The sequence below is a fragment of the Microbacterium sp. CH1 genome (genome assembly GCF_001595495.1).
GTDB lineage: Bacteria > Actinomycetota > Actinomycetes > Actinomycetales > Microbacteriaceae > Microbacterium.
In genome coordinates this window covers 142660-165931 of sequence record NZ_LOSO01000018.1, presented here as the reverse complement: position 1 = coordinate 165931, position 23272 = coordinate 142660, and the positions used below count along the sequence as shown (strand labels likewise).

25 protein-coding genes and 1 tRNA gene are annotated in these 23272 nt (G+C 70.6%); 16 read left to right on the top strand and 10 right to left on the bottom strand.

Going from position 1 to position 23272, the window contains the following annotated elements; all coding sequences use genetic code 11:
• The first annotated feature begins 117 nt into the window (after window positions 1-117).
• Window positions 118-630 carry a methylated-DNA--[protein]-cysteine S-methyltransferase gene (locus AUV07_RS11915; protein WP_062636357.1) on the top strand — a complete coding sequence of 171 codons (513 nt, stop codon included), beginning with the start codon at window positions 118-120 and terminating at the stop codon, window positions 628-630.
• Between the two features lie 63 nt (window positions 631-693).
• Here the strand turns inward: AUV07_RS11915 and AUV07_RS11910 are convergent, their stop codons facing one another.
• Both AUV07_RS11910 and AUV07_RS11905 read right to left on the bottom strand, forming a co-directional pair.
• Window positions 694-2331 (bottom strand): solute symporter family protein, encoded by a 1638-nt coding sequence (locus AUV07_RS11910; protein ID WP_062636355.1) that lies wholly within the window; start codon window positions 2329-2331, stop codon window positions 694-696.
• A complete protein-coding gene (locus AUV07_RS11905) occupies window positions 2328-2675 on the bottom strand; it encodes a DUF485 domain-containing protein (RefSeq protein WP_060921784.1) in 348 nt (115 codons plus the stop codon). The genes AUV07_RS11910 and AUV07_RS11905 overlap by 4 nt, the downstream gene beginning before the upstream one ends.
• A 109-nt stretch (window positions 2676-2784) precedes the next feature.
• Here AUV07_RS11905 and AUV07_RS11900 point away from each other — a divergent pair, with 109 nt between their 5' ends.
• A complete protein-coding gene (locus AUV07_RS11900; RefSeq protein WP_062636353.1) occupies window positions 2785-3642 on the top strand; it encodes a LuxR C-terminal-related transcriptional regulator in 858 nt (285 codons plus the stop codon).
• A gap of 89 nt (window positions 3643-3731) precedes the next feature.
• On the top strand, window positions 3732-4091 hold the full coding sequence (locus tag AUV07_RS11895; RefSeq protein ID WP_062636350.1) for a histone-like nucleoid-structuring protein Lsr2: 360 nt from the start codon (window positions 3732-3734) through the stop codon (window positions 4089-4091).
• 17 nt (window positions 4092-4108) lie between these two features.
• Here the strand turns inward: AUV07_RS11895 and AUV07_RS11890 are convergent, their stop codons facing one another.
• Window positions 4109-4741 (bottom strand): MarR family winged helix-turn-helix transcriptional regulator, encoded by a 633-nt coding sequence (locus tag AUV07_RS11890; protein ID WP_082802936.1) that lies wholly within the window; start codon window positions 4739-4741, stop codon window positions 4109-4111.
• Window positions 4742-4816: 75 nt separating this feature from the next.
• Here AUV07_RS11890 and idi point away from each other — a divergent pair, with 75 nt between their 5' ends.
• Genes idi through AUV07_RS11850 form a run of 8 tightly spaced genes read left to right on the top strand, consistent with a single transcriptional unit; the run spans window position 4817 to window position 12716 of the window.
• Window positions 4817-5338, top strand: a complete 522-nt coding sequence (idi, locus tag AUV07_RS11885) for an isopentenyl-diphosphate Delta-isomerase (protein WP_062636348.1) — start codon at window positions 4817-4819, stop codon at window positions 5336-5338.
• 3 nt (window positions 5339-5341) lie between these two features.
• Window positions 5342-6424 carry a polyprenyl synthetase family protein gene (locus AUV07_RS11880; protein ID WP_062636346.1) on the top strand — a complete coding sequence of 361 codons (1083 nt, stop codon included), beginning with the start codon at window positions 5342-5344 and terminating at the stop codon, window positions 6422-6424.
• Complete coding sequence (locus AUV07_RS11875; RefSeq protein WP_062636344.1) at window positions 6421-7329, top strand: phytoene/squalene synthase family protein; 909 nt, start codon at window positions 6421-6423, stop codon at window positions 7327-7329. The genes AUV07_RS11880 and AUV07_RS11875 overlap by 4 nt, the downstream gene beginning before the upstream one ends.
• Complete coding sequence (gene crtI, locus AUV07_RS11870) at window positions 7326-8918, top strand: phytoene desaturase family protein (RefSeq protein ID WP_062636342.1); 1593 nt, start codon at window positions 7326-7328, stop codon at window positions 8916-8918. The genes AUV07_RS11875 and crtI overlap by 4 nt, the downstream gene beginning before the upstream one ends.
• On the top strand, window positions 8918-9265 hold the full coding sequence (locus AUV07_RS11865) for a lycopene cyclase domain-containing protein (RefSeq protein WP_025105542.1): 348 nt from the start codon (window positions 8918-8920) through the stop codon (window positions 9263-9265). Before crtI ends, AUV07_RS11865 begins: the two co-directional genes overlap by 1 nt.
• Window positions 9262-9600 carry a lycopene cyclase domain-containing protein gene (locus AUV07_RS11860; RefSeq protein ID WP_062636340.1) on the top strand — a complete coding sequence of 113 codons (339 nt, stop codon included), beginning with the start codon at window positions 9262-9264 and terminating at the stop codon, window positions 9598-9600. Before AUV07_RS11865 ends, AUV07_RS11860 begins: the two co-directional genes overlap by 4 nt.
• The gene (locus AUV07_RS11855; RefSeq protein ID WP_062636339.1) at window positions 9597-10490 is read left to right on the top strand and encodes a prenyltransferase; all 894 of its coding nucleotides are present in this window, start codon (window positions 9597-9599) and stop codon (window positions 10488-10490) included. The genes AUV07_RS11860 and AUV07_RS11855 overlap by 4 nt, the downstream gene beginning before the upstream one ends.
• Window positions 10491-10529: 39 nt before the next feature.
• Window positions 10530-12716 (top strand): MMPL family transporter, encoded by a 2187-nt coding sequence (locus tag AUV07_RS11850; RefSeq protein ID WP_062636337.1) that lies wholly within the window; start codon window positions 10530-10532, stop codon window positions 12714-12716.
• 18 nt (window positions 12717-12734) lie between these two features.
• Here the strand turns inward: AUV07_RS11850 and AUV07_RS11845 are convergent.
• From AUV07_RS11845 to AUV07_RS11830, 4 genes are all read right to left on the bottom strand, one after another.
• Window positions 12735-12808: transfer RNA gene (locus AUV07_RS11845), tRNA-Arg, on the bottom strand.
• 48 nt (window positions 12809-12856) lie between these two features.
• Entirely contained in the window at window positions 12857-13354 is a 498-nt protein-coding gene (locus AUV07_RS11840) for an HNH endonuclease (RefSeq protein ID WP_025105538.1), read from the bottom strand.
• Window positions 13355-13661: 307 nt separating this feature from the next.
• Window positions 13662-14381 carry a M23 family metallopeptidase gene (locus AUV07_RS11835; RefSeq protein ID WP_231868256.1) on the bottom strand — a complete coding sequence of 240 codons (720 nt, stop codon included), beginning with the start codon at window positions 14379-14381 and terminating at the stop codon, window positions 13662-13664.
• Between the two features lie 344 nt (window positions 14382-14725).
• Entirely contained in the window at window positions 14726-15427 is a 702-nt protein-coding gene (locus tag AUV07_RS11830; protein WP_062636334.1) for a metal-dependent transcriptional regulator, read from the bottom strand.
• Window positions 15428-15528: 101 nt separating this feature from the next.
• Here AUV07_RS11830 and serC point away from each other — a divergent pair, with 101 nt between their 5' ends.
• Entirely contained in the window at window positions 15529-16641 is a 1113-nt protein-coding gene (serC, locus tag AUV07_RS11825; RefSeq protein WP_062636333.1) for a phosphoserine transaminase, read from the top strand.
• A gap of 9 nt (window positions 16642-16650) precedes the next feature.
• On the opposite strand, the gene AUV07_RS11820 is transcribed toward serC, so the two are convergent.
• Window positions 16651-17274: a DUF3027 domain-containing protein gene (locus AUV07_RS11820; protein ID WP_062636331.1), complete on the bottom strand. Its 624-nt coding sequence runs from the start codon at window positions 17272-17274 to the stop codon at window positions 16651-16653.
• Window positions 17258-17638 (bottom strand): cold-shock protein, encoded by a 381-nt coding sequence (locus AUV07_RS11815; RefSeq protein WP_025105533.1) that lies wholly within the window; start codon window positions 17636-17638, stop codon window positions 17258-17260. The genes AUV07_RS11820 and AUV07_RS11815 overlap by 17 nt, the downstream gene beginning before the upstream one ends.
• 116 nt (window positions 17639-17754) lie before the next feature.
• Here AUV07_RS11815 and AUV07_RS11810 point away from each other — a divergent pair, with 116 nt between their 5' ends.
• The 3 genes from AUV07_RS11810 to AUV07_RS11800 are packed head-to-tail and all read left to right on the top strand — an operon-like array spanning window position 17755 to window position 21421.
• Complete coding sequence (locus AUV07_RS11810; protein ID WP_025105532.1) at window positions 17755-18030, top strand: hypothetical protein; 276 nt, start codon at window positions 17755-17757, stop codon at window positions 18028-18030.
• Between the two features lie 10 nt (window positions 18031-18040).
• A complete protein-coding gene (locus AUV07_RS11805) occupies window positions 18041-19744 on the top strand; it encodes a helicase-associated domain-containing protein (protein ID WP_062636328.1) in 1704 nt (567 codons plus the stop codon).
• A 36-nt stretch (window positions 19745-19780) separates the two neighbouring features.
• Window positions 19781-21421 carry a DNA repair helicase XPB gene (locus tag AUV07_RS11800; RefSeq protein ID WP_062636326.1) on the top strand — a complete coding sequence of 547 codons (1641 nt, stop codon included), beginning with the start codon at window positions 19781-19783 and terminating at the stop codon, window positions 21419-21421.
• A 15-nt stretch (window positions 21422-21436) separates the two neighbouring features.
• Here AUV07_RS11800 and AUV07_RS11795 read toward each other — a convergent pair whose 3' ends face one another.
• Window positions 21437-22444 (bottom strand): CPBP family intramembrane glutamic endopeptidase, encoded by a 1008-nt coding sequence (locus AUV07_RS11795; protein WP_062636324.1) that lies wholly within the window; start codon window positions 22442-22444, stop codon window positions 21437-21439.
• Between the two features lie 119 nt (window positions 22445-22563).
• Between AUV07_RS11795 and AUV07_RS11790 the strand changes: the two genes are divergently transcribed.
• Window positions 22564-23256 carry a response regulator transcription factor gene (locus AUV07_RS11790; protein ID WP_025105529.1) on the top strand — a complete coding sequence of 231 codons (693 nt, stop codon included), beginning with the start codon at window positions 22564-22566 and terminating at the stop codon, window positions 23254-23256.
• Window positions 23257-23272: the final 16 nt, after the last annotated feature.

Genomic DNA, 23272 nt, shown 5'->3' with positions numbered 1-23272 from the left:
ACGCCCGCTCGGACAACTCCTCCCCCGCACGGTCGTGCGCTCACGTTGTCCACGGAACGCGTGACCGGGCCTGTGGCCGGTTCTCTCGTGTGGAACGGGCCGGTCAGGATAAGGGACATGACTTTCCGCTATGACTTCGCTCCGACGCCCTTCGGCGACGCCCTCGCGGTCTTCTCCGACGCGGGCATCGTGCGTTTCGACCTCCTCGAGTCCGCAGACCCGCAGGTGCCGTGGCTGCTCGAGAGCGTCTCGCGGCAGCTCGGTGCCGTCCCGGAGCCCGACCCGGGCGCGGCCGACGAGCTCGTGCCGCTCCTGGACGCGTACTTCGACGGCGAGCCCGTGCGCTTCGACGAGCACGTGAGACTCGACTGGCGTCTCGTGGAGGGTTTTCACCGGGCGGCGCTGCACACCGTGTGCGACATCCCCTGGGGCCAGACCCTGAGCTACGGGGAGGTCGCGGTGCTGGCCGGCCACCCGGGGGCGGCGCGCGCCGTCGGGACGGCATGCCGTCTCACGCCGTTCTCGATCATCGTGCCCGTGCACCGGGTCGTGCGATCCGACGGCTCCGCGGGGCACTACGGCGGCCATCCGGAGCGGAAGCGCTTCCTGCTGGACCTCGAGTCCCGCTGAAGCCCGGTCCTGGGGTGCGGGCCCGGCGAGTAGGCCGCCGGGCCCGCACCCGAGGAGGTCGCGTCAGTGGTCGACGGCCTTCTCCGCCCCGAAGCCGGTGAGTGAGCGCACCTCCATCTCGGCCGCCAGCTCGGGAGACTCGCGCCGCGTGCTGGTGACGGTCCCGAGCCAGCCGAGCGCGAACCCGAGCGGTATGGACACGATGCCCGGGTTGTTCAACGGCCAGACGGCGATGTCGATCCCGGGGATCATCGACGTCGGCGTGCCGGAGAACACGGGCGACAGGATGATGAGGATGATCGCCGAGCCGAGGCCGCCGTACATGCTCCACACCGCGCCCCGCGTCGTGAACCGGCGCCAGAACAGCGAGTAGAGGATCGTCGGCAGGTTGGCCGAGGCCGCCACCGCGAAGGCGAGCGCCACGAGGAAGGCGATGTTCTGCCCCTGTGCCCCGATGCCACCGACGATCGCGAGGATGCCGATGACGATGACCGTCCGGCGAGCGACCCGCACCTCGCCGTTGGGATCAGCTTCGACCGGCTTCCCCGAGGCGTCCTTGCGCCCCTTCTGGATGACGTTCGCGTAGATGTCGTGGGCGAACGACGCCGCCGCCGTGATGGTGAGTCCGGCGACGACCGCGAGGATCGTGGCGAACGCCACCGCGGAGATGAACCCCAGGAGCACCGGACCACCGAGCTTCAACGCCAGCAGCGGGGCGGCCGAGTTCACTCCCCCGGGTGCCGCGGCGATCACATCGGCGCCGACGAGCGCACCGGCTCCGTACCCGAGCACGAGGGTCAGCAGGTAGAACCCGCCGATCAGCCAGATCGCCCAGACCACCGAACGCCGTGCCTCCTTGGCCGTCGGCACGGTGTAGAAGCGCATGAGCACGTGCGGCAGACCCGCGGTGCCGAGCACGAGGGCCATGCCCAAGGACAGGAAGTCCCACGGGTTGGCGCCGTACTGCAGACCTGGTGCCAGCACCGCATCACCCTTGTCGGAGTTGGCCACCGCGGCCTCCAGGAGGGTGTTCAGGCTGAAGCCGTTGATCGCGAGGACCCAGATCGTCATCGCCAGGGCACCGCCGATGAGGAGCACCGCCTTGACGATCTGCACCCAGGTGGTGCCCTTCATGCCGCCGATGAGCACGTAGACGATCATGAGGATGCCGACGACGGCGATGACGACCGACTGCCCGACGCGCCCGTCGATCCCGAGCAGCAGGGACACGAGACCGCCCGCCCCCGCCATCTGCGCGAGGAGGTAGAAGAAGCAGACCGCGAGCGTGGTGATCGCCGCCGCCATCCGCACCGGACGCTGCTTCAAGCGGAACGAGAGCACGTCCGCCATCGTGAACTTGCCGGTGTTGCGCATGAGCTCGGCCACGAGCAGCAGCGCGACCAGCCAGGCGACGAGGAATCCGATGGAGTAGAGGAATCCGTCGTACCCGTTGATCGCGATGGCACCGCAGATGCCGAGGAACGACGCGGCGGAGAGGTAGTCGCCGGCGATCGCGAATCCGTTCTGGGGCCCGGTGAAAGAACGACCGGCCGCGTAGTAGTCGGCGGCCGTCTTGTTGTTCCGACTAGCGCGGATCACGATGAACAACGTCACCGCGACGAAGGCGAGGAAGATCGAGATGTTGAACACCGGGTTGATGTCGAGGGCGACATCCTCGGTGGCCGTGCGGATGATGGTCATGCGTCCGCCTGCGCCTTCTCGAGTTCTTCACGGATCTCGGACGCCAGGGGGTCGAGCTTCCTATTCGCGAATGCGACATACGCCATCGTGATGGCGAATGTCGTCACGAACTGACCGAGTCCGAACAGCAGCCCGACGGTGATATCCCCCCAGACGCGCTGCGCCATGAAATCGCGGGCGAATGCCGCCAGCAGCACGTAGACGAAATACCACACGAGGAAGAACGCGGCGAGGGGGAAGATGAAGGACCGCTGCGTCCGTTTCAACCGCAGGAATCGAGGGGATTGCTCGACGGCGACGTAATCGATCGCACCGTTCTGAGGGGTCGGAACCTGTTCGCTCATGGGGCCTCCTTGCCACATGTCCGCTGCACGCGCGGCTGTCGCCGCCCGAGTGGTAGGGTCGACGCTACGAAACGGGGAACGGTGCCGTCACCCCCGAAAGTAGGTATTCGTGAGCTCTCCGATCACCGTCGAATCCGAGGCGGAGCTCGTCGCCAACGCGGTGCGCGAGCTCGCGCGGCGCACGCGCTTCCCCGTCGCGTTCGGCGGGCTGATCGAAGAGGGCGTCGTGAGCGTCACGAGCATCGTCGGAGCCCGCACGCGTGCTCTCGACGGGCTCCGCGTGCGCCCCGAGCGCGGCCTCGGCGGCCGCGCCATGATGGAGCTGCGCCCGCGGATGACGAGCGACTACGGCTCCTCCCGCCAGATCACCCACGACTACGACGTCTTCGTGCTCGGCGAGGGCCTGCGAACGCTACTCGCCCTGCCGATCGTCGTCCAGGGCCGCCCCCGCGGCGTGCTCTATGCCGGCGCCTGGGCCGAGGAGAGGATCGGCGGCGTGACGACGGCACCGGCGATGCAGGTCGCCCAATCCGTCGCGGATGAGCTGCGCATTCGAGACGAGGTGCAGCGCCGTCTGCGGGCCGCGTCCCCGTCGCCCGCCGCCGTCGCGCCGGCCCAGCGCGAGGAGTTGCGGGAGAGCTTCGCGGAGCTGCGCAGCATCGCCGCCACCGTCGACGACGCCGGCATCCGCGCGCGGCTGGCGCAGGTCGAGCGGCGACTGCTGGCCCTCGCCGGCGACGACCTCCCGACGACGACCGGTCCCGTTCCCGTCATCCACCTCTCCCCGCGCGAGACCGACGTCCTCGCGTGCGCCGCCCTCGGGTCGACCAATGCGGAGATCGCCGCGCACCTCGGTCTGCGGGAAGGCACCGTCAAGGCTTATCTCGGCACCGCGATGTCGAAATTGGACGCGTCGACGCGGCATGCCGCCGTGACCAAAGCACGTCGCGCGGGTCTGCTTCCCTGAATCGGCATTCTTCCCAGCCCCGTCATACGGCGCCATGAAGGAGCGGCCTTTGTTGTGCGCATTCCCGCCGCCGCGATAAAGTCGCCGTCATGGCGAGACGAATTGTGCACCAGCTGGTCGACGATATCGACGGCACCGTCCTGGAGGTCGGAGAAGGCGAGACCGTGCATTTCTCGCTGAACGGCACCTCCTACGAGATCGATCTGAATTCCGCGCACGCCGAGGAATTGCGCCAGGCCCTCGAGCCGTACATCACGGCAGGGCGTCGGGCGGGATCCGGTGCGTCCACCGGAGGAGGGCGCTCCTCGTCCTCCTCATCGCGGAAGCGGCCCTCACGCAACCCCGAGGTCGCGGCGATCCGCGCCTGGGCGAAGGAGAACGGGTACACCCTCTCGGAGCGGGGACGAGTTCCGGCCCCCATCCTGGACGCGTACCGCGCCGCTCATTGATCCGGTCCCGCCCCACCTCACGGTCGGGCGGGATCTTCGTGTGCGCCCTGCGTGGCCCACGGCTCGTCACGCAGGGTTATCTCCTCCGTCATGTCCTGGAGGAACCGGATCACCACATCGCGCTCCGCCGCCGACAACCGCGCGGCCGCGTAGAAGCGCTTGGCCTGCTGCCGCCCGACCGTCTCCATCGCGGCGTGTCTGGTCTCCGGAGTGATGGTGATCGCGAGAGCTCGTCGGTCGGTGGGATGCGGCGACCGCCGGATGTGCCCGCCCTTCTCCAGCCGATCGAGCAGCTTCGTCGTCGCCGCGGTCGAGACCCCGAGGTGATGGGCGATCCCGCTGGGTGTCGCCACCAGCGACCGATTCGCGCACACGATCAGATAGTGCAGCGCCCGCATGTCGGTTTCGTTCAGCTGCATGTACCGGCGCGACGCCTGCGACAGCCGCTGCTCGGCGTCGCGCAATCCGCCGAGCGCCTCCATGACGCGAGCGATCTGCCGCAGATCCTCCGGCGCGACGCCGGAGCGGTCGATGAGCGTGCTGCGCGGATCGCTGGCCTCGACGTCGTAGATCGCGCCATGAGTCAGGTCGTCCGGCCCCGCGATCGCCGGCGCCTCGGCGATCGGGGTGGTGCGGGGCTCGGAGTGCATGCGATCATGTTACACACCAACAGCTTCATGCTAAGTTGATATTTCGCCAGGTTAGCTAAACGACGAGAGGACGCCATGGACAACGTCACACTCCTCGCCGAAGACGGGACTGCCGTCGGCATCCTGCCCAAGAGCGAAGTCCACACGACCGACACTCCCCTCCACCTCGCCTTCTCCTGCTACGTGCAGGATCGGGAGGGACGCCTGCTCGTCACCCGTCGCGCCCTCGGCAAGACCACCTGGCCCGGCGTCTGGACCAACAGCTTCTGCGGGCACCCGCAGCCCGGTGAGGAGATGACCGACGCGGTGCGCCGGCGCGGCTCCGACGAACTGGGCATCCAGGTGACCGAGATCCGCCTCGCCCTCCCCGACTACCGCTACCGCGCCGTGGACGCGAGCGGCATCGTGGAGAACGAGATCTGCCCGGTGCACGTCGCTGTGGTCGACGGGCAGCCCGCCGCGAATCCCGACGAGGTGGCGGAGTGGGAGTGGGTCGACGTGGACGACTTGCTCGCCGCGGTCACCCGCACCCCCTTCGCCTTCAGCCCCTGGCTCGCGGAGCAGCTCCCGCTCCTGCGACGACACGGAGAGGTCTGAGCCATGGCCGTCACCGCGACAGAGGAAGACCTCGGCACCCGCATCGAGGTGGTGCTGCGACGACGGTTCGCCGAGCGCACGGTCGCCGCCGAGCACTACGGGGCGGAGTTCGCCGCGCTGTGGCACACGGCGGCCGAGCACGCCCTCGGGGGGAAGCTCCTGCGTCCGCGCATGCTCATGGACCTGCTGTCCGCACTCACCACGGCCCCCCTCACGGCGGAGGACACCGCGCGGGCGATCGACGTGGCCGCTCATGTCGAGCTCCTGCACTTCGCGTTCCTCCTGCACGACGACGTGATCGACGGCGACCTCACGCGCCGCCGCCGCCCCAACCTCATCGGCTCCCTCGTCTCCCGTCGCCCCGATGCCGGTGGTGAGGCGGCCCTGCACTGGGGCCGGTCGAGCGCCATCCTCCTCGGAGACCTCCTCCTGTCCAGTGCCGTGCTCGGGTTCGCCCGCGCCGACATCCCCGCCGCGCGACGGGAGCGGCTCCTCGCCCTCCTCGAGACGACCGTGTTCGAGACCGTCGCCGGCGAGCACTCCGACGTGGCCCTCGGCGACGGCATCATCGCGGCTGACCTCCGCACCATCCTCGCCACGAGCGCCTCGAAGACGGCCGCCTACTCGTTCGTCCTCCCGCTCCGCGCGGCGGCCATCCTGTCGGGAGTGCCGACGGCAGCCGAGGAACAGCTGACCGAGATCGGCGGCCACCTCGGGCTCGCCTACCAGCTGCAGGACGACCTGCTGTCCGTGTTCGGGGATCCGGACACGCACGGCAAGGACCCCTATTCCGACCTCCGCGAGGGCAAGGAGACCGCGATCATCGCCTACGCGCGGATGACCAGCCACTGGCCCAGCATCGAGCTGCGGTTCGGGGCCACCGACCTGAGCGTCGAGGACGCGGCGGAGATGCGCGACCGCCTCCGCGAATGCGGTGCGGAGGACTTCGTCCGCGGACTCGTGGAGGAGCAGCTCGCCGCCGTCTCGACGGTGCTCGCGGAAGCGGAGGAGGCGGGCACGCTCTCCGCCGACGCGGGACGCGTCGTCCTCGCTCTCGCCGACCGGATCGAGGGCCGCAGCCGATGACCGCGACCCCCGCCGAGCATCGCGACGACGCGGCGCTGCGCCGCTTCAGCCGCACCGCCGAGATCGCGACCTCCGACGTGATCCGCACCTATTCGACATCGTTCGGCCTGGCCACCCGCCTCCTCGGTCGACGCCACCGTCAGTACGTCCGGAACATCTACGCCATGGTGCGCATCGCGGACGAGATCGTCGACGGCGTCGCCGCCGAGGCCGGGCTCGACGCGGGCGCCCAGGCGGCCGCCCTGGACTCGTACATCGCGGAGACCCATCGGTCGATGCGGACCGGCTACAGCAGCGACCTCATCCTGCACGCGTTCGCGCGGACGGCGCGCGAGTGCGGGATCGGCGAGGACCTCACCCGGCCGTTCTTCGACTCGATGCGCGCCGACATCGCGGGCGACTCCGGCTTCACGGCCTACGATGCCGACGCGCACGCCGCGTACGTCTACGGGTCGGCGGAGGTCGTGGGCCTCATGTGCCTGCGGGTCTTCCTCCGCGACGCCACGCGGACGCCGGCCGAGCTCGAGATCCTCGAGCGCGGGGCTCGGCGGCTGGGAGCCGCGTTCCAGAACGTGAACTTCCTCCGCGATCTGGCCGACGACACCGACCGCCTGCAGCGCGGCTACCTCGGCGGCTCAGCTCGTCTCACCGACGCCGACCGCGATGCCTGGGTCGACACCGTCCACCGTCAGCTCGCCGACGCCAGAGCTGCGATCCCGCTGCTTCCGAAGGACGCCCGTGCCGCGGTGCGCAGCGCCCTCGCCCTCTTCGCGGCCCTGACCCGGAAGGTCGCACGGACGCCGGCCGCGGAGCTGTACCGCCGGCGGGTCCGCGTGCCGGATCCGATCAAGGCGCTGCTCGCCGCGCGGGCCGTCGTCGTCACGAGCATGGAGCGGGACCGATGAGCCGCATCGTCATCATCGGCGCGGGCGTGGCCGGTCTGGCCACGGCCGGACTGCTCGCACGCGACGGCCACGACGTCGTGGTGCTGGAGAAGAACGACCGCGTCGGCGGACGGGCGGGCACCATCGAGCGCGACGGCTTCCGATTCGACTCCGGCCCCTCGTGGTACCTGATGCCCGAGGTGTTCGACCACTACTTCGCGATGATGGGCACGAGCACCGAGGAGCAGCTCGACCTGACCCTGCTCGACCCGGGGTACCGCGTCTTCCGCTCCCCCGAGTCCGGCGACGCCCCGGTGACGGTGCCCGCAGGCCGGGACGCCGTCTCGGCGCTGTTCGAGTCGATGGAACCCGGCTCCGCCGCCGCGCTCGACACCTACCTCGCCTCCGCCCACGACGCCGGGACGATGGCGAGGAGGTACTTCCTCTACAACCCGTTCACCCGGACCAGGACGCTGGCCGCGCCCGAGGTGGTGCGCGCGCTCCCTCGGCTCTTCTCGCTGCTCGGCACGCGCCTTCAGGCCTTCGCCGCCCGCCGCTTCCGGAACCCGGTGCTGCGCCAGATCCTGGGCTACCCCGCGGTCTTCCTCGGCACCGATCCCCGGACGGCCCCGGCGATGTACCACCTGATGAGCGCGCTCGACCTCGACCAGGGCGTGCTGTATCCGCAGGGCGGCTTCTGGCGCGTCGTCGAACGGTTGGCGGCGCTGGCCCAGGATGCCGGTGCCCGCATCGTCACCGGCGCGGAGGTCACCGGGATCCGCACCCAGGATGCCGACGGCGCGACCCATGCGACCGGGGTCGGCTGGACGGACCGCGACGGCCACCAGCACGTGGAGGACGCGGACATCGTGGTCTCCGGCGCCGACCTACACCACACGGAGACGGCGCTGCTGCCCCCGACGCTGCAGTCCTATCCGGAGTCCTGGTGGGCGCGGCGCACGAGCGGGCCCGGCGGCGTGCTCGTGATGCTCGGCATCCGCGGCGCCCTGCCCGAGCTCCCTCATCACTCGCTCTTCTTCACCGACGACTGGGACGCGAACTTCGACGCGATCTTCGGTCGCACCCCTGCCGTCCCCAGCCCGGCGTCCACCTACGTCTGCCGCCCGAGCGCCACCGACGCCGAGGTCGCGCCGGACGGGTACGAGAACCTCTTCGTGCTGGTGCCGGTGCCGGCCGACGTCGATCTCGGGCACGGGGGAAGCGACGGTGCCGGCTCCGCGGCTGTCGAGAAGGCTGCGGACGCCGCGATCGACATGATCGAGGCGTGGGCGGGGATCCCCGACCTGCGGGAGCGGATCGTCGTCCGGGAGACCGTGGGGCCGGCGGACTTCCGCGACGACTACCACTCCTGGCGGGGCGGGATGCTCGGGCCCGCGCACATCCTGTCGCAGAGCGCCATGTTCCGCGCGCAGAACGCCTCCCGTCGCGTGCAGGGGCTGTACTACGCCGGAGCGACCACCGCCCCCGGTGTGGGCGTGCCGATGTGCCTCATCAGCGCCGAGATCGTGCTCAAGCGCATCCGGGGCGACCACTCCCCCGGTCCGCTGCCGGAGCCTGCAGCACGCCCGACGAGCGCGGAGCGGGCATGATGGGCGCGATCTATCTGGCCGCCCTGCTCGTCTCCCTCGGCTGCATGCTGCTGCTGGACTGGCGGTTCCGCCTGTTCTTCTGGCGCGACGCCGTGGCGGCGGCTGTCGTCACCGCCGTCGGCCTCGCCTTCTTCCTCGTCTGGGATGTGGCCGGTATCGCGGCGGGGATCTTCTTCCGCGGCGAGGCGGCGATCGCCACGGGCATCGTCCTGGCTCCCGAACTCCCTCTCGAAGAGCCGATCTTCCTCGTCTTCCTCGTCGTGTGCACGATGGTGCTCTACGGCGGCGCCGTGCGCGTCCTGGAGCGCCGCCGCGGCACTTCCGAGGCGGAAGGAGCGGCGCGATGACCTACCTGCAGCTGTCCGCCGTGTTCCTCGCCGTCGCTGCCCTCGCCGCGGTCGCGCTCTGCGTCACCGCGCGGCGCACCCCGCGCCTCGGTGCCCTCGCGCTGACGGCCCTCGCCCTCCTCCTGCTGACCGCCGTGTTCGACACCGTGATGATCGCCACCGGACTCTTCCACTACGCGCCCGGCCCGCTCGCCGGCCTGCACATCGGGCTCGCCCCGATCGAGGACTTCGCCTACCCGCTGGCCGGGGTGCTGCTGCTCCCCGCGCTGTGGACCGCCCTCCGCGGGCGCCGCTCGCGAACGCGCGCGGAGGCCCGGACGGAGGAGCAGGCATGACCGATCAGACGTCCCGCACCGGGGGCCTCGGCCGCGACATCGCCCAGATCGTCCTCTCCTCCCGACCGATCAGCTGGATCAACACCGCCTTCCCCTTCGCCGCCGCCTATCTGTTGAGTACCAGGGAGATCGACGCGACGTTCGTGATCGGCACGCTGTACTTCCTCATCCCGTACAACCTCGCCATGTACGGCATCAACGACGTCTTCGACTACGCCTCCGATCTGGCCAACCCCCGCAAGGGCGGGATCGAGGGCGCGCTGCTGTCCCCGCGGATCCACCGCGCGACGCTGTGGGCGGCGGCGGTCACGAACGTGCCGTTCCTCGTCTATCTGTTCGCGGTCGGCACCCCGGCATCCTGGCTGTGGCTCGCCGTCAGCGTCTTTGCGGTCCTCGCCTACTCGGCACCGGTGCTGCGCTTCAAGGAGCGTCCCTTCCTGGACTCCGTGACCTCGAGCACCCACTTCGTCAGCCCCGCCCTCGTCGGCCTCTCCCTCGCCGGAGCCCCCGTCACGACGACCACGGTCCTCGTCCTCGTCGCCTTCTTCCTCTGGGGCATGGCGGCCCATGCCTTCGGCGCCGTGCAGGACATCGGGCCCGATCGCGAGGGCGGCATCTCGTCCATCGCGACCGTGATCGGCGCCAGGGCCACCGTCCGGCTCTCCCTCGTGCTCTGGACGATCGCCGGCACCGCGATGCTGCTGACCCCCTGGCCCGGACCTCTCGCCGCCGTGCTGGCGCTGCCCTACATCGTCAACGCCGCGCCGTGGTGGAACGTCACCGACGAGACCTCGGCCGGCACGAACCGCGCCTGGCGCCGGTTCATCGCGCTGAACTACATCGCCGGCTTCCTCGCCACGATGATCCTCATCCTCGCCTGGGTCTCCTGACTCGGCGCCTCCCCACCCGCCCGCCCGAAAGGACCCCCGATGTCCCGCCCCGCCCCCGCACCGACGCCGCCGACCCGCGCGCGCACCCGACGCCACTCCTGGCTGCGGGTGTTCCTGCCCGTCGCCCTCATCCTGGTGTGGCTGGCGGGCGCGTCCTTCGGCGGTCCGCTGTTCGGGAAGGTCGACGAGGTGTCGTCGAACGACCAGACCACCTACCTCCCGGAGTCCGCGGACGCCACGACCGTGCAGCAGCTCCTCGGCGAGTTCACCGACAGCGACGCCATCCCGGCCATCGCGATCTTCACCTCCGACGAGGAGCTGACGCCGTCAGAGCTCGAGGCGATCTCGGACGCGGTGGCCGACGCGCCCGACGTGGAGGGCGTCGCGGACGACGTCTCCCCGGCGCTTCCGTCCGAGGACGGCCGAGCCGTGCAGGCCTTCATCCCGATCGACGGCGACGCCGAGCTCAGCGATGCCACCACCGCTCTCGGCGACGAGCTGCGCGCCGCGGTGCCGGACGGCATCACGGTCTCCATCACCGGTCCTGCGGGCTTCACGGCCGACCTCGCCGCGGGCTTCGCCGGCATCGACGGCCTCCTCCTCGGCGTCGCCCTGCTCGCCGTGCTCGTGATCCTCGTCCTCGTCTACCGCTCGTTCCTGCTGCCGCTCGTCGTGCTCTCCACGAGCCTGTTCGCCCTGTGCGTCGCGCTGCTCGTCGTGTGGTGGCTGGCGAAGTGGGAGATCCTGCTGCTCAGCGGGCAGACCCAGGGCATCCTCTTCATCCTCGTGATCGGCGCCGCCACCGACTACGCACTGCTGTTCGTCGCGCGGTTCCGGGAGGAACTGCGGGTCGCACAGGACAAGGGCGTCGCCCTCCTCGCCGCGTGGAAGGGGTCGGTCGAGCCGATCGTCGCCTCCGGGGGCACCGTGATCGCGGGACTCCTGTGCCTCCTGCTCAGCGACCTGAAGTCGAACAGCACCCTCGGCCCGGTCGCGGCGATCGGCATCGTGTTCGCGATGCTGTCCGCGCTCACGCTCCTGCCCTCGCTGCTGCTGCTGTTCGGGCGCGCGGTCTTCTGGCCGCGGCGTCCTCGCTTCGAGCCCGAGGTCGTGGCCGAGGAGCACGGCATGCGCACCACCGGGCTGTGGGCGCGACTGTCCGGCCTCATCAAGAAGCGTCCGCGTGTGATCTGGATCGCGACCACCCTCGTCCTCCTCGCGGGCGCGGCAGGGGTCACCCAGCTGGACGCGCAGGGTGTCCCGCAGTCCGATCTCGTCCTCGGGGCCTCGGAGGCGCGCGACGGCCAGGTCGCGCTCGGCGAGCACTTCCCCGGCGGCTCGGGGAGCCCGGTCTCCGTGATCGTGGACGAGGACCGCCTGCAGGACGCCGCCGACGTGCTCCTCGCGAACGACGGGATCGACGGGGTGACCGTCACCGCGTCCGATTCCCCGAGCGGGTCCGCCCCGGTGACGGCGGACGGGATCACGGCCGTCGGCCCTCCGGGGACCCCCGCTCCGGAGCCCACGACGGTCGACGGTCAGGTGCTCCTGCAGGGGACCCTGACGGACGCCGCCGACTCCGCTGCGGCCGCCTCCACCGTGCGCGAGCTGCGCGGAGAGCTCGACGACCTCGGAGCCGTGGTGGGCGGGGTGACGGCCACGTCGATCGACACGAACGACGCGTCCATCCACGACCGCAACCTCATCATCCCGGTGATCCTCGTCGTGATCATGATCATCCTCATGCTGCTGCTGCGCTCGATCCTCGCGCCGGTGCTCCTGATCCTCACGACGGTGCTGTCCTTCGGCACGGCCATGGGCGTCTCGGCGCTCGTGTTCAACGGCGTCTTCGACTTCCCCGGCGCCGACCCCGCCGTCCCGCTCTACGGCTTCGTCTTCCTCGTCGCCCTGGGCATCGACTACAACATCTTCCTCATGACGCGGGTGCGGGAGGAGTCGAAGCAGCACGGGACGAGGGAGGGCATCCTCCGCGGACTCTCCATCACCGGCGGCGTCATCACCTCCGCGGGCCTGGTCCTGGCGGCGACCTTCGCGGCGCTGTCGGTGATCCCGATCCTCTTCCTCGTGCAGCTCGCGTTCATCGTCGCGTTCGGAGTGCTGCTTGACACCTTCGTGGTGCGCTCGCTGCTCGTCCCCGCGCTGGCCTACGACATCGGCAAGGCCATCTGGTGGCCGTCGAAGCTGTGGCGGCGCGGCCGGCCCTGACGCGTGCGGAAGCGGGAGTGCCCTCGACAGGATTCGAACCTGCGACCTGCCCTTTAGGAGAGGGCTGCTCTATCCTGCTGAGCTACGAGGGCGCGCAGCCCAGTCTACGGGACCACGGCTGCGCGCCCTCGCGCCGTCCGTCAGGCGGCGAGGGCGAGGTAGGGCTCCCAGCGAGGATCGCTGCGCTCCACCCCTCGTACCGTCCACGCCGTGCCGTGCGGGGGGCGCGGCGTGAACCGCAGCTGCCACCGCATCTCCTGCGGGGTGCGGTTGCTCTTGAGGTTGTTGCAGCGCAGGCAGCACGCGACGAGGTTCTCCCAGGAGTCCGCGCCGCCGCGCGAGCGCGGCAGGACGTGGTCGATCGTCGCGGCCGCCTTGCCGCAGTACCCGCAGCGATGACCATCGCGTCGCAGCACGCCGCGGCGGGTCACCGGGACGCGCCGGCTCGTGGGGACGCGGACGTAGCGGGAGAGGATGATCACCGCCGGGCGGTCGTAGACGCCGTGGGTGCCCCAGACGGGGTCGTCCTCGACGCGCTCGATGACCGTCGCCTTGTCGTTCATGACCAGGACGAGGGCTCTCTTGAAGGACACGATCGCCAGCGGCTCGTATCCGGCATTCAGGACCAGTGTGCGCATTCGTCATCCTCTCGATCCGCCGGGACGGCTTCCCGGCACTCTCGACTCACACGACGTCGTGCAGGAGGAAGAGCGTTCGCAGGGACGAGAAAAGGCGCCGTCTAGAGACGGCGCCGTTCGCGCGCGGCAGCACCGCGGCATTCCTGCGGGCAATGCCGAAGGACGTGACGACCGAGAGCGTCCATGGTTCGGATGCTCGGTGTACGCTCCATCAGCCTCTCCCGCCTGTATGACGACGGGTTCAGGCTAACCCATCCCACGCAGCCTGCGGCGAAACGGGAGATGAATGGCTGAGAACGCGTCCGGCTCAGCCGGCGTTGACGGAGAGCCAGGACATCGGCTCGACGAGGCCGCCGTTGATCCAGACCTCGAAGTGGAGGTGGTTCGCGGTCGAGCGTCCGGTGCTGCCGACGTAGCCGATCAGCTGACCGGCCGCGACCGTCTGGCCGGCCTGCACCTGGCGCGAGCCGTAGAGCATGTGCCCGTATGTGGTCTGCACGCGCTGGCCGCCCACGACGCTGTCGAGCATGACCGCGACGCCGTAGCCGCCGATGCTCTCGGCGGAGGCGCGCACGACGCCCGAGGCGGCCGCGTAGATCGGCGTGCCGGCCGGAGCGAGCATGTCGGCGCCGTTGTGCCCGCCGCCCACGGTGCGACTGACATTCCAGGAGCCGAGGGGCAGCGGGTAGCGGACCTCGCCCGAACCGGGGGCCACGAGAGCGTAGCCGGCCGTGTTGAAGTTCCCGGAGGAGCGCGTGGAGGCGGCCGCGGTGGCGGCAGCGGCACGGGCGGCTGCGGCAGCGGCCTCTTCCGCCTTCTTCTTCTCGATCTCCTCGGGCGTGGTGGCGCTGAAGGCGCCGCGCACGAGCGGAGCGGCCGTGGCCTCCGAGGCGACGACCAGCGACTGCGCGTCGACGGCGGCGAGCTGCTGAACGGTCTGCGCGGTGGCATCCGTCGGCTTCGACGCCGCGTAAGCGGGGAGCGCGACGGCGGCGACGAGGGCGCCGACGGCACCGAAGATCGCCACCGACCGGAGAGGGGCTGCGATCTTCCGAACGCCGACCCGGGCGCCGGAGCGTCGGGCGGGTACTCGGTCTTCAGATGTCTTCGCGGTCGGTTCGATGTCTGCGGCCAAAACGTGGTCCTCCTGAGCCCTCGCACCTCGGGTGGCGCTGGCTCGTCGACACTCTCTGCCCCAGGGCAGGGATGCACTGCTCGGGTTCGAGCGCATCCCTCTCGGGAAGACGACGAGCCGGAAGGCGGATCTTCGCGGTTCGCCCCCAGCGGGCTTCTTCGCTGAGGACCTGACCGAGGTTACCGGAAGATAACGATCATGTCACCCTGGGAAACTGACAATCCTCGGTGAGCCGATCAGGCGGGCTCGCCGACGAGGAAGATGTGCGAGGCGAGCTCGACGGGGAGCTCCAGGCCCTCCTCCTTGCCGTCCATCTGGATGAGCACATAGCCCTCGTTGAAGCGGAAGTCTCCGCGCGCACCCGGGACGACGCCCGCGTCGCGCAGCTGCTCCAGGAGTTCGGGGTCGACCTGGGCCGGCTCGGCGAGACGGCGGACCGTCCCCTCGACCGGCTCTCCCGCGGCGTTCAGCCGCTGCACGAGGCCGATGACGCCCTCGTCGAAAGTGCGGGCGGGGAGGTCGCCGAGCTGGTCGAGGCCCGGGATCGGGTTGCCGTACGGCGACTCGGTCGGGTGACCGAGGAGCTCGACGAGACGGCGCTCGACCTGCTCGCTCATCACGTGCTCCCAGCGACAGGCCTCCTCGTGCACGAACGCCCAGTCCAGCCCGATCACGTCGGACAGCAGCCGCTCGGCGAGGCGGTGCTTGCGCATGACGTCGACGGCCTTGCGGCGGCCGGTGTCGGTGAGCTCGAGCGTGCGGTCTTCGGACACCACGACGAGGCCGTCGCGCTCCATGCGTCCGACGGTCTGCGAGACGGTGGGACCGGAGTGGCCGAGGCGCTCCGAGATGCGCGCCCGCAGCGGCACGATGTTCTCCTCCTCGAGCTCGAGGATGGTGCGGAGATACATCTCCGTGGTGTCGATCAGATCCGTCATGTGGCCCTCCGAAAGTTCTTAGGCAAGCCTACATTCCTCCGGCGACATCGGACGGGGCGCAGGCGGGAGGAACAGCGGCGCGATCCCCCTAGAATCTAGCCATGGCGATCGAGATTCCCCGTGACCTCCTGCCCACTGACGGCCGCTTCGGCTGCGGCCCCTCGAAGGTGCGCGGTGCGCAGCTCGAGTCGCTCGTCACGACGGGCGCCTCGATCCTGGGGACCTCGCATCGTCAGGCGCCCGTGAAGAACCTCGTCGGCAGCGTCCGCGAGCAGCTCGCCGCGCTCTTCCGTCTGCCCGAGGGCTACGAGATCATCCTGGGCAACGGCGGGTCGACCGCGTTCTGGGACGCCGCCGCCTTCGGCCTCATCGAGCGTCGCAGCCAGAACCTCGTGTTCGGCGAGTTCGGAGGCAAGTTCGCCAAGGCCGCCGCCGCTCCTTGGTTGGAGGCTCCCGACGTCCGCTCCGCCGAGCCCGGGTCGCGCAGCGCCGCCGAGCTCGTCGAGGGTGTGGACGTGTACGCCTGGCCGCACAACGAGACCTCCACCGGCGTGGCCGCGCCGATCGAGCGCGTCCACGCGGACGGGGCGCTCACGGTGATCGACGCGACGAGCGCCGCAGGCGGCATCGACCTCGACATGGCGCAGGCCGACGTCTACTACTTCGCCCCGCAGAAGAACCTCGGCTCCGACGGCGGGCTCTGGTTCGCCGCGGTCTCCCCCGCCGCGATCGACCGCATCGAGCGGATCGCCGCCTCGGGGCGGTACATCCCGGAGTTCCTGAGCCTGAAGCAGGCGGTGGACAACTCCCGGCTCAACCAGACCCTCAACACCCCCGCCCTCACGACGCTGCTGCTCCTGGACGACCAACTGCGGTGGATCCTCGACAACGGTGGACTCGGCTGGGCCGCGGCACGCACGGCCGAATCCTCCTCGGTGCTGTACGACTGGGCCGAGGCCTCCGCCGTGGCGACGCCCTTCGTCAGCGATCCGGCGCACCGCTCGCCCGTCGTCGCGACCATCGACTTCGACGACAGCGTCGACGCCGCGGCGATCGCGAAGGCGCTGCGCGCGAACGGCATCGTCGACACCGAGCCGTACCGCAAGCTCGGCCGCAACCAGCTGCGGGTGGCGACCTTCGTCTCGATCGAGCCGGACGACGTGCGTCAGCTCATCCGTGCCATCGACTTCGTGCAGGAGAACCTCGGCGGCTGACCGCCCGGCTCACTCCTCTTCGTCGCCGACGTCCGCATCGCGGGCGTCGGCGTCGTCGTCCTCGGAGCCGTCTGCCTCGTCGTCCTCGGCGTCGTCATCCTCGGCTTCGTCGTCCTCGTCGGACGCGTCGTCCTCGGAGTCGTCGAGCTCGTCGATGTCCACCCCGTCGAGGTCACCGGCATGGAGGATGTCGGAGCCGTCCTCATCGAGCTCGTCATCGTCGATGCCGTCGTCGTCGAGCTCGCCGTCGGCGTCCTCGTCGTCCGTGTCGGCCTCGTCGTCTCCGCCGGCTGCGGCCGCCTCGGCCAGCTCGGCCTGGTGCGCGCGGTACTCGGCGAGGCGCTCGGCCCACGGCACCCATTCCGGAGCGAGCAGCGCACCGTCGCCGGGGAGCAGCTCGACCTCGAGGACGGTGGGCTCCTCGTCCTCGACGCGGGCGACCGTCACGGTCCAATACCAGCCCGGGTAGCCGGGGAGCCGGTTCTCGAAGCGGAGGGAGACGGACCCGTCCTCCTCCGGGATGTAGCCGGCGGCCGGCCCGATCGTGGCGGCAGGAGTGATCTCGCGCAGGGCGGAGAGCGCGAGGTCGTGCGCCTCGACGAGACGCGCGTCGGCGTCAGGCTTCGAGGTCATCGGCGACCTTGCGCAGGACGGCCGCGATCTTGCGACCGTGGCTGGAGGAGGGATAGCGGCCGCGGCGCAGATCGCCGCCGATGCCGTCGAGGAGCTTCACGAGATCCTCGATGATGATGGCCATGTCGTCGGCGGGCTTGCGCTTCGCCTTCGCCAGGCTGGGCGGCGCCTCGAGCACGCGCACGGACAGCGCCTGGAGGCCGCGCTTGCCGTCGGCCACGCCGAACTCCACGCGCGCACCCGCCTTCACCGCGGTGCCGGCGGGCATCGCGGAGGCGTGCAGGAAGACGTCCTGGCCGTCATCGCTGGCGATGAAGCCGAAACCCTTGTCTTCGTCGTAGAACCTGACCTTGCCGGTGGGCATGGGAGAACCTCGCTGGGGTCGAAATGCAGAACGGGACGCGCTCGTGCGCGTGCCCCCAGCCTACCGGTCACGGACGGAACGGAGCCGCTTCCCGGCGTGCGAGTAGGCTGGGGCGGATGAGTACGCAGAGCCGGGGACCGGAGGTCCCCATCCGTCGGATCGACCGCATCCTGGCGTTCACCGCGCTCGGCATCGCCGCGGCGGCGGTGATCTGCTTCTTCGTCATCATCATCGGCACGGCACTGGGCATGGACCGGGCGGCCTTCGGCGAGGGACTGTGGCCCGTGATCGCCGCGATCCCCTACTGGGGTCTGCCGCTCGCGTTCGTCATGATCATCGTGCTGCTGGTGATGAGCTTCGTGCGGAAGGGCCGCGCAGAGTCGCGTCGGTGAGGCCGCCCCGATGAGCACGCACGCACGCCCGCTGGCCGATCACCTGGCTGCGGCGAGCGATGACGAGCTGACGGTGCTCCTGAGCGCACGGGGCGTCCGCCCGGATGCCGGATGGCAGGACTTCTTCGACGCCGCGGAGGCGCTGCTGGAGCCGTCCTCGATCGCGCGCGTGCTGCCCGCTCTGACCGCCGCCGAGGCCACGACGCTTCTCGATGCCGCCTCCGGGAGCGTCGTCGGCGCCGAGCGGGAGCGCCTGATCGCCCTCGCCCTCCTCCGCCCCGACGGCACCCCTCACCCGCCGGTGGCCGAGGCAGTCGCCGGGAAGACCCGCCCCGCCGTGCCGGACGACACGCCGGCGCCGGCGTCCACGGAGTCCGTGGCCGCACACGCCGCCGAACGCGCCTTCACCACCGTCGGCGCGGTGGCCGACATCCTCCTCCTCGCCAGGGATCAGCCCTTCGCGCTGCTCATGGGCGGCGCCGTGAGCGCGGGGCAGAAGCGCCAGCTCGCCGACGCCGGCCTCCCCGTCGAGAGCGTCGATCCCCTGGTGGCCCTCGCCGTCCGCGCCGGGCTCGCGACGCCGAGCGACCGACTGCTGCGCACGACGCCCGCCGCAGAGGAGTGGTTGCGCTCTCCTGCGATCGCACGCTGGAGCGTGCTGGCCACGGCCTTCCGCGACGCACTGCCCCGCGGTGTGCGCGCGGAGTCGGGAGGGTGGCTCCCGCTCACACAGTGGCACCGTGCCCACCCCTGGGACCCGGCCTGGCCGGAAGACGCGGCGCGGCAGCTCGAAGGCGCCCGGCTCCTCGGTCTCGTCGCGGAGGACGGCTCCGAGCCCGCCTGGTCCGAGGCCCTGCGACGCGGCGCGGCGGCCGACCCCTCCGCCCTCGCGGCGCTCCTGCCCGCGGAGGTGGACCGGATCTTCCTCCAGAACGACCTCACCGCGATCGCCCCCGGTCCTCTGCAGCCCGCGCTGGACGTGCGCCTGCGGACCATGGCCCGCCGCGAGTCGGCCTCCCAGGCCTCGTCGTACCGGTTCACCGCGGAGTCGGTGGCGCACGCCTTCGCCGCGGGAGAGGATGAGTCCTCGATCCTGGAGTTCCTCGGCGGCCTCTCGCTGACGGGCATCCCCCAGCCCCTCGGCTACCTCGTCGCGCAGACCGGCCAGCGCCACGGACTCGTGCGGGTCTCCGTGGACGACGAGACGGGGCGCACGCGGGTGGAGAGCACGGACGCGCACCTCCTCGAGGCCATGGCGGTCGACCAGTCGCTCCGGCCCCTCGGACTCACCGCGCACGTCGGCTCGCTGACCACCAAGGTCGGGCAGGACACGGTCTACTGGGCACTGACCGATGCCCGGTATCCGGCGACCCTCGTCGATCGTGACGGGACCGTCGCGGTGCGGACGCGCCATCCGGCCGCCGTGCCCGACCGCGCTCCCGCCGCCGACTACGGACCGCTGATCGCCCGCCTGCGCGAGCGCCAGGGTCCCGACGCCGACGCCGCGTGGCTGGACAGGGAGCTGGAGGCGGCGGTGCGCGCGAAGGCCGTGCTGCAGGTGACGGTCGGCATGCCGGACGGATCCACCAGGGACCTTCTCCTCGAAGCCACCGGGATCGGCGGCGGTCGACTGCGCGGCAGGGACAGGGCGGCCGATGTCGAGCGCACCCTGCCGGTGTCGAGCATCCGCGCCGCGACCGTCGTCCCGACCTAGGCCCCGTACGGCCAAGGGCCGGTAGACTGGTCAGCTATGTCTGATGGCCCCCTGATCGTCCAGAGCGACCGCACCGTGCTCCTCGAGGTCGCCCACGCCGACGCCGAGAGCGCCCGTCACGAGCTCGCGATCTTCGCCGAGCTGGAGCGCGCGCCCGAGCACATCCACACCTACCGCATCACGCGGCTCGGTCTGTGGAACGCCCGCGCGGCCGGGCACACCGCCGACGACATGCTGGAGACGCTCGACCGCTGGTCGCGCTTCCCGGTGCCGCCCTCCGTCGCGGTCGACCTGCGCGAGACGGTCAACCGGTACGGGCGCCTGGTCATCGAGCGCGACGACGAGGGCGTGCTCATCCTGCGTTCGACCGACCCCGCTGTGCTGGCCCAGGTCGCGAACAACAAGCGCATCCAGCCGCTGCTCATCGGGCACCCCACGCCGGAGACCTTCGTCGTCGACGCGTGGGCCCGCGGCCAGATCAAGCAGGAGCTGCTGAAGATCGGCTGGCCGGCCGAAGACCTGGCCGGCTACACCCCCGGCACGCCCCACGAGATCGAGCTGGCCGAGGACGGCTGGGCCATCCGCCCGTACCAGCAGGACGCGGTCGACGCCTTCTCCAAGGACGGCTCCGGCGTGGTGGTCCTCCCCTGCGGGGCGGGAAAGACCATCGTCGGCGCGGGGGCCATGGCCGCCACGAAGACCACGACGCTCATCCTCGTGACGAACACCGTGTCCGCACGGCAGTGGCGGGACGAGCTGCTCAAGCGCACCAGCCTCACGCCCGAGGAGATCGGCGAATACTCCGGGCAGGCCAAGGAGGTCAAGCCCGTCACGATCGCGACGTACCAGATCCTCACGGCGAAGCGGAAGGGCGAGTACGCGCACCTCGCGCTCCTCGACGCCCTGGACTGGGGCCTCATCGTGTACGACGAGGTGCACCTGCTGCCCGCCCCGGTGTTCAAGCTCACCGCCGACTTGCAGGCGCGGCGCCGGATCGGCCTCACCGCGACCCTCGTCCGCGAGGACGGCCGCGAAGGCGACGTGTTCAGCCTCATCGGCCCCAAGCGCTTCGACGCCCCCTGGAAGCAGATCGAGGCGCAGGGGTTCATCTCCCCCGCCGCCTGCTTCGAGGTGCGGGTCGACCTCCCCCCGGCGGACCGCCTGGAGTACGCGGCGGCGACCGACGACGAGCGCTACCGGCTCGCGGCCTCCGCACCGGCGAAGATCGATGCGGTGCGCGAGCTGATCGCGGCCCACCCGGGCGAGCAGATCCTCGTCATCGGCCAGTACCTCGACCAGCTCGACGCGCTCTCGCAGGCGCTCGACGCCCCGCAGATCACCGGGTCCACCCCGGTCGAGGAACGCGAGGAGCTGTACCGGGCGTTCCGCGAGGGCGACATCTCGCTGCTCGTGGTGTCGAAGGTCGCGAACTTCTCCATCGACCTCCCCGAGGCGTCGGTGGCCATCCAGGTGTCCGGCTCGTTCGGCTCCCGGCAGGAGGAGGCCCAGCGGCTCGGGCGGCTGCTCCGTCCCAAGCAGTCCGGCCACACCGCGAGCTTCTACACGCTCGTGGCCCGCGACACGATCGACCAGGACTACGCGCAGAACCGGCAGCGGTTCCTCGCGGAGCAGGGGTACAGCTACACGATCATGGACGCCGAGGCCATCGCCGCCTGAACAGGGGCGCGGCGCTCAGCCGTGCATTCTCGGCGGCAGGAGATGCGTCCCGCGGGCGACGGCGGCGGGCGACGCGGTCCGGGTGATCCCTCTCCGGCGCGCCCAGCGGTCTGCGACGACGGCGAAGACGAGCATCGCCGCGGCCGAGCCCAGGAGATCCACCGGCGACCCCGAGGTGGCGTTCGCGTCGACCACGGCGACGGAGCCGAGCAGGAAGATCATCAGGTTGTTCACGATGTGCAGCGCGATCGCCGCCTCCAGCCCGCCCGTCCGCCACGTGAGCCAGGCGGCGACGACGGCGAAGAGGCCGACGCTCGCCGCACCCCACACGTCGTAGCCGTGCCCCAGCACGAACAGCGGCACCGGCAGCAGGATCGCGAAGGCGGGGTGCCGGAGCCAGGTCCCGACGAGCTGCATGAGATAGCCGCGGAAGACGTACTCCTCCGCGGCGGCCTGGAACGGGATCAGCACGAGCAGGAGCACCACCATGAGCAGGAGCCCGGGGTGGGAGAAGTCCGGTGTCACCGCATCGCCGAGGGCCGCCGACCAGCCGAGTACCACGGCGAAATAGACGACGAACACCGCGAACGCCAGCCCGAGGGTCCGGCCGAGCCAGTCCATCCGCAGCCGCCCGGTGACCGACGACAGGAGCCCGACGCCTCGCCCTTGAACGACCCGCGAGGCCAGGAGCAGGGCGGGGATCATGAGGATGAGCGGGAGCACGAGCGCCACGAGGAGCCACGGACGGTCGAGCTGGAAGTACGCGGTGGTCCGGAACAGCATCTGCAGCTCGGCGCCCCACCCGGGCACCAGGGCCGACACGATCACGAGCGGCACGATGACGAGCACGAGGATCGCGAGGTAGAACGCGATGCCCAGGAGTCCGGTGAGCAGCGGCTTCCACCACCGGGGGCGCGGGCGGAGGAGCGCCAGACGGTGGTACTCGAGCCCGCGCTCAGCGACCTCGGGGGACGGCGCGGACGGGATGACGGGGGCGGCGGTGGCGTCCTCGATCGAGCTCATACCTCGATCCTCCCCCGGGCCGCCTGTGCGGCACATCCACCCGCCGACGGATCGACCGCATCCACGCCGTTCCGCAGGATAATCAGCCCGCGCATGGCCGAAGTCACCATAATGGGGTCATGACTGCTGCGCGCATCCTGGTCGTCGACGACGAGCCCAACATCCGCGACCTGCTCTCCACGGGTCTCAGCTTCGCCGGGTTCCAGGTGAAGACGGTGGCCAACGGCGCCGCCACGATCTCCGCCGTCCTCGAGGAGGAGCCGGACCTCATCATCCTCGACGTCATGCTCCCCGACATGAACGGGTTCAGCGTGACCAAGCGCCTCCGCGGCGCCGGATTCACCGCCCCCATCCTCTTCCTCACGGCCAAGGACGGCACGGAGGACAAGATCGAGGGCCTGAACGCCGGCGGCGACGACTACGTCACCAAGCCGTTCAGCCTGGACGAGATCGTCGCCAGGGCCCAGGCCATCCTCCGCCGCACGATGCAGGCCGACGAGGAGTCGATCATCCGCGCCGGCGAGCTCTCCATGGACCAGGACACGCACGACGTGCACGTCGGCAAGGAGCCAATCGACCTGAGCCCGACCGAGTTCAAGCTCCTCCGTTACCTCATGCTGAACCCGAACCGGGTGCTGTCGAAGGCGCAGATCCTCGACCACGTCTGGGAGTATGACTTCAACGGCGACGCCGGCATCGTCGAGAGCTACATCTCGTACCTGCGTCGCAAGATCGATCCGCACACGGAGGAGTCGCTGATCCAGACGAAGCGCGGCTTCGGGTACATGCTCAAGGTGGGCAAGACGGTCTGAGACCGTCGAGCCCGCA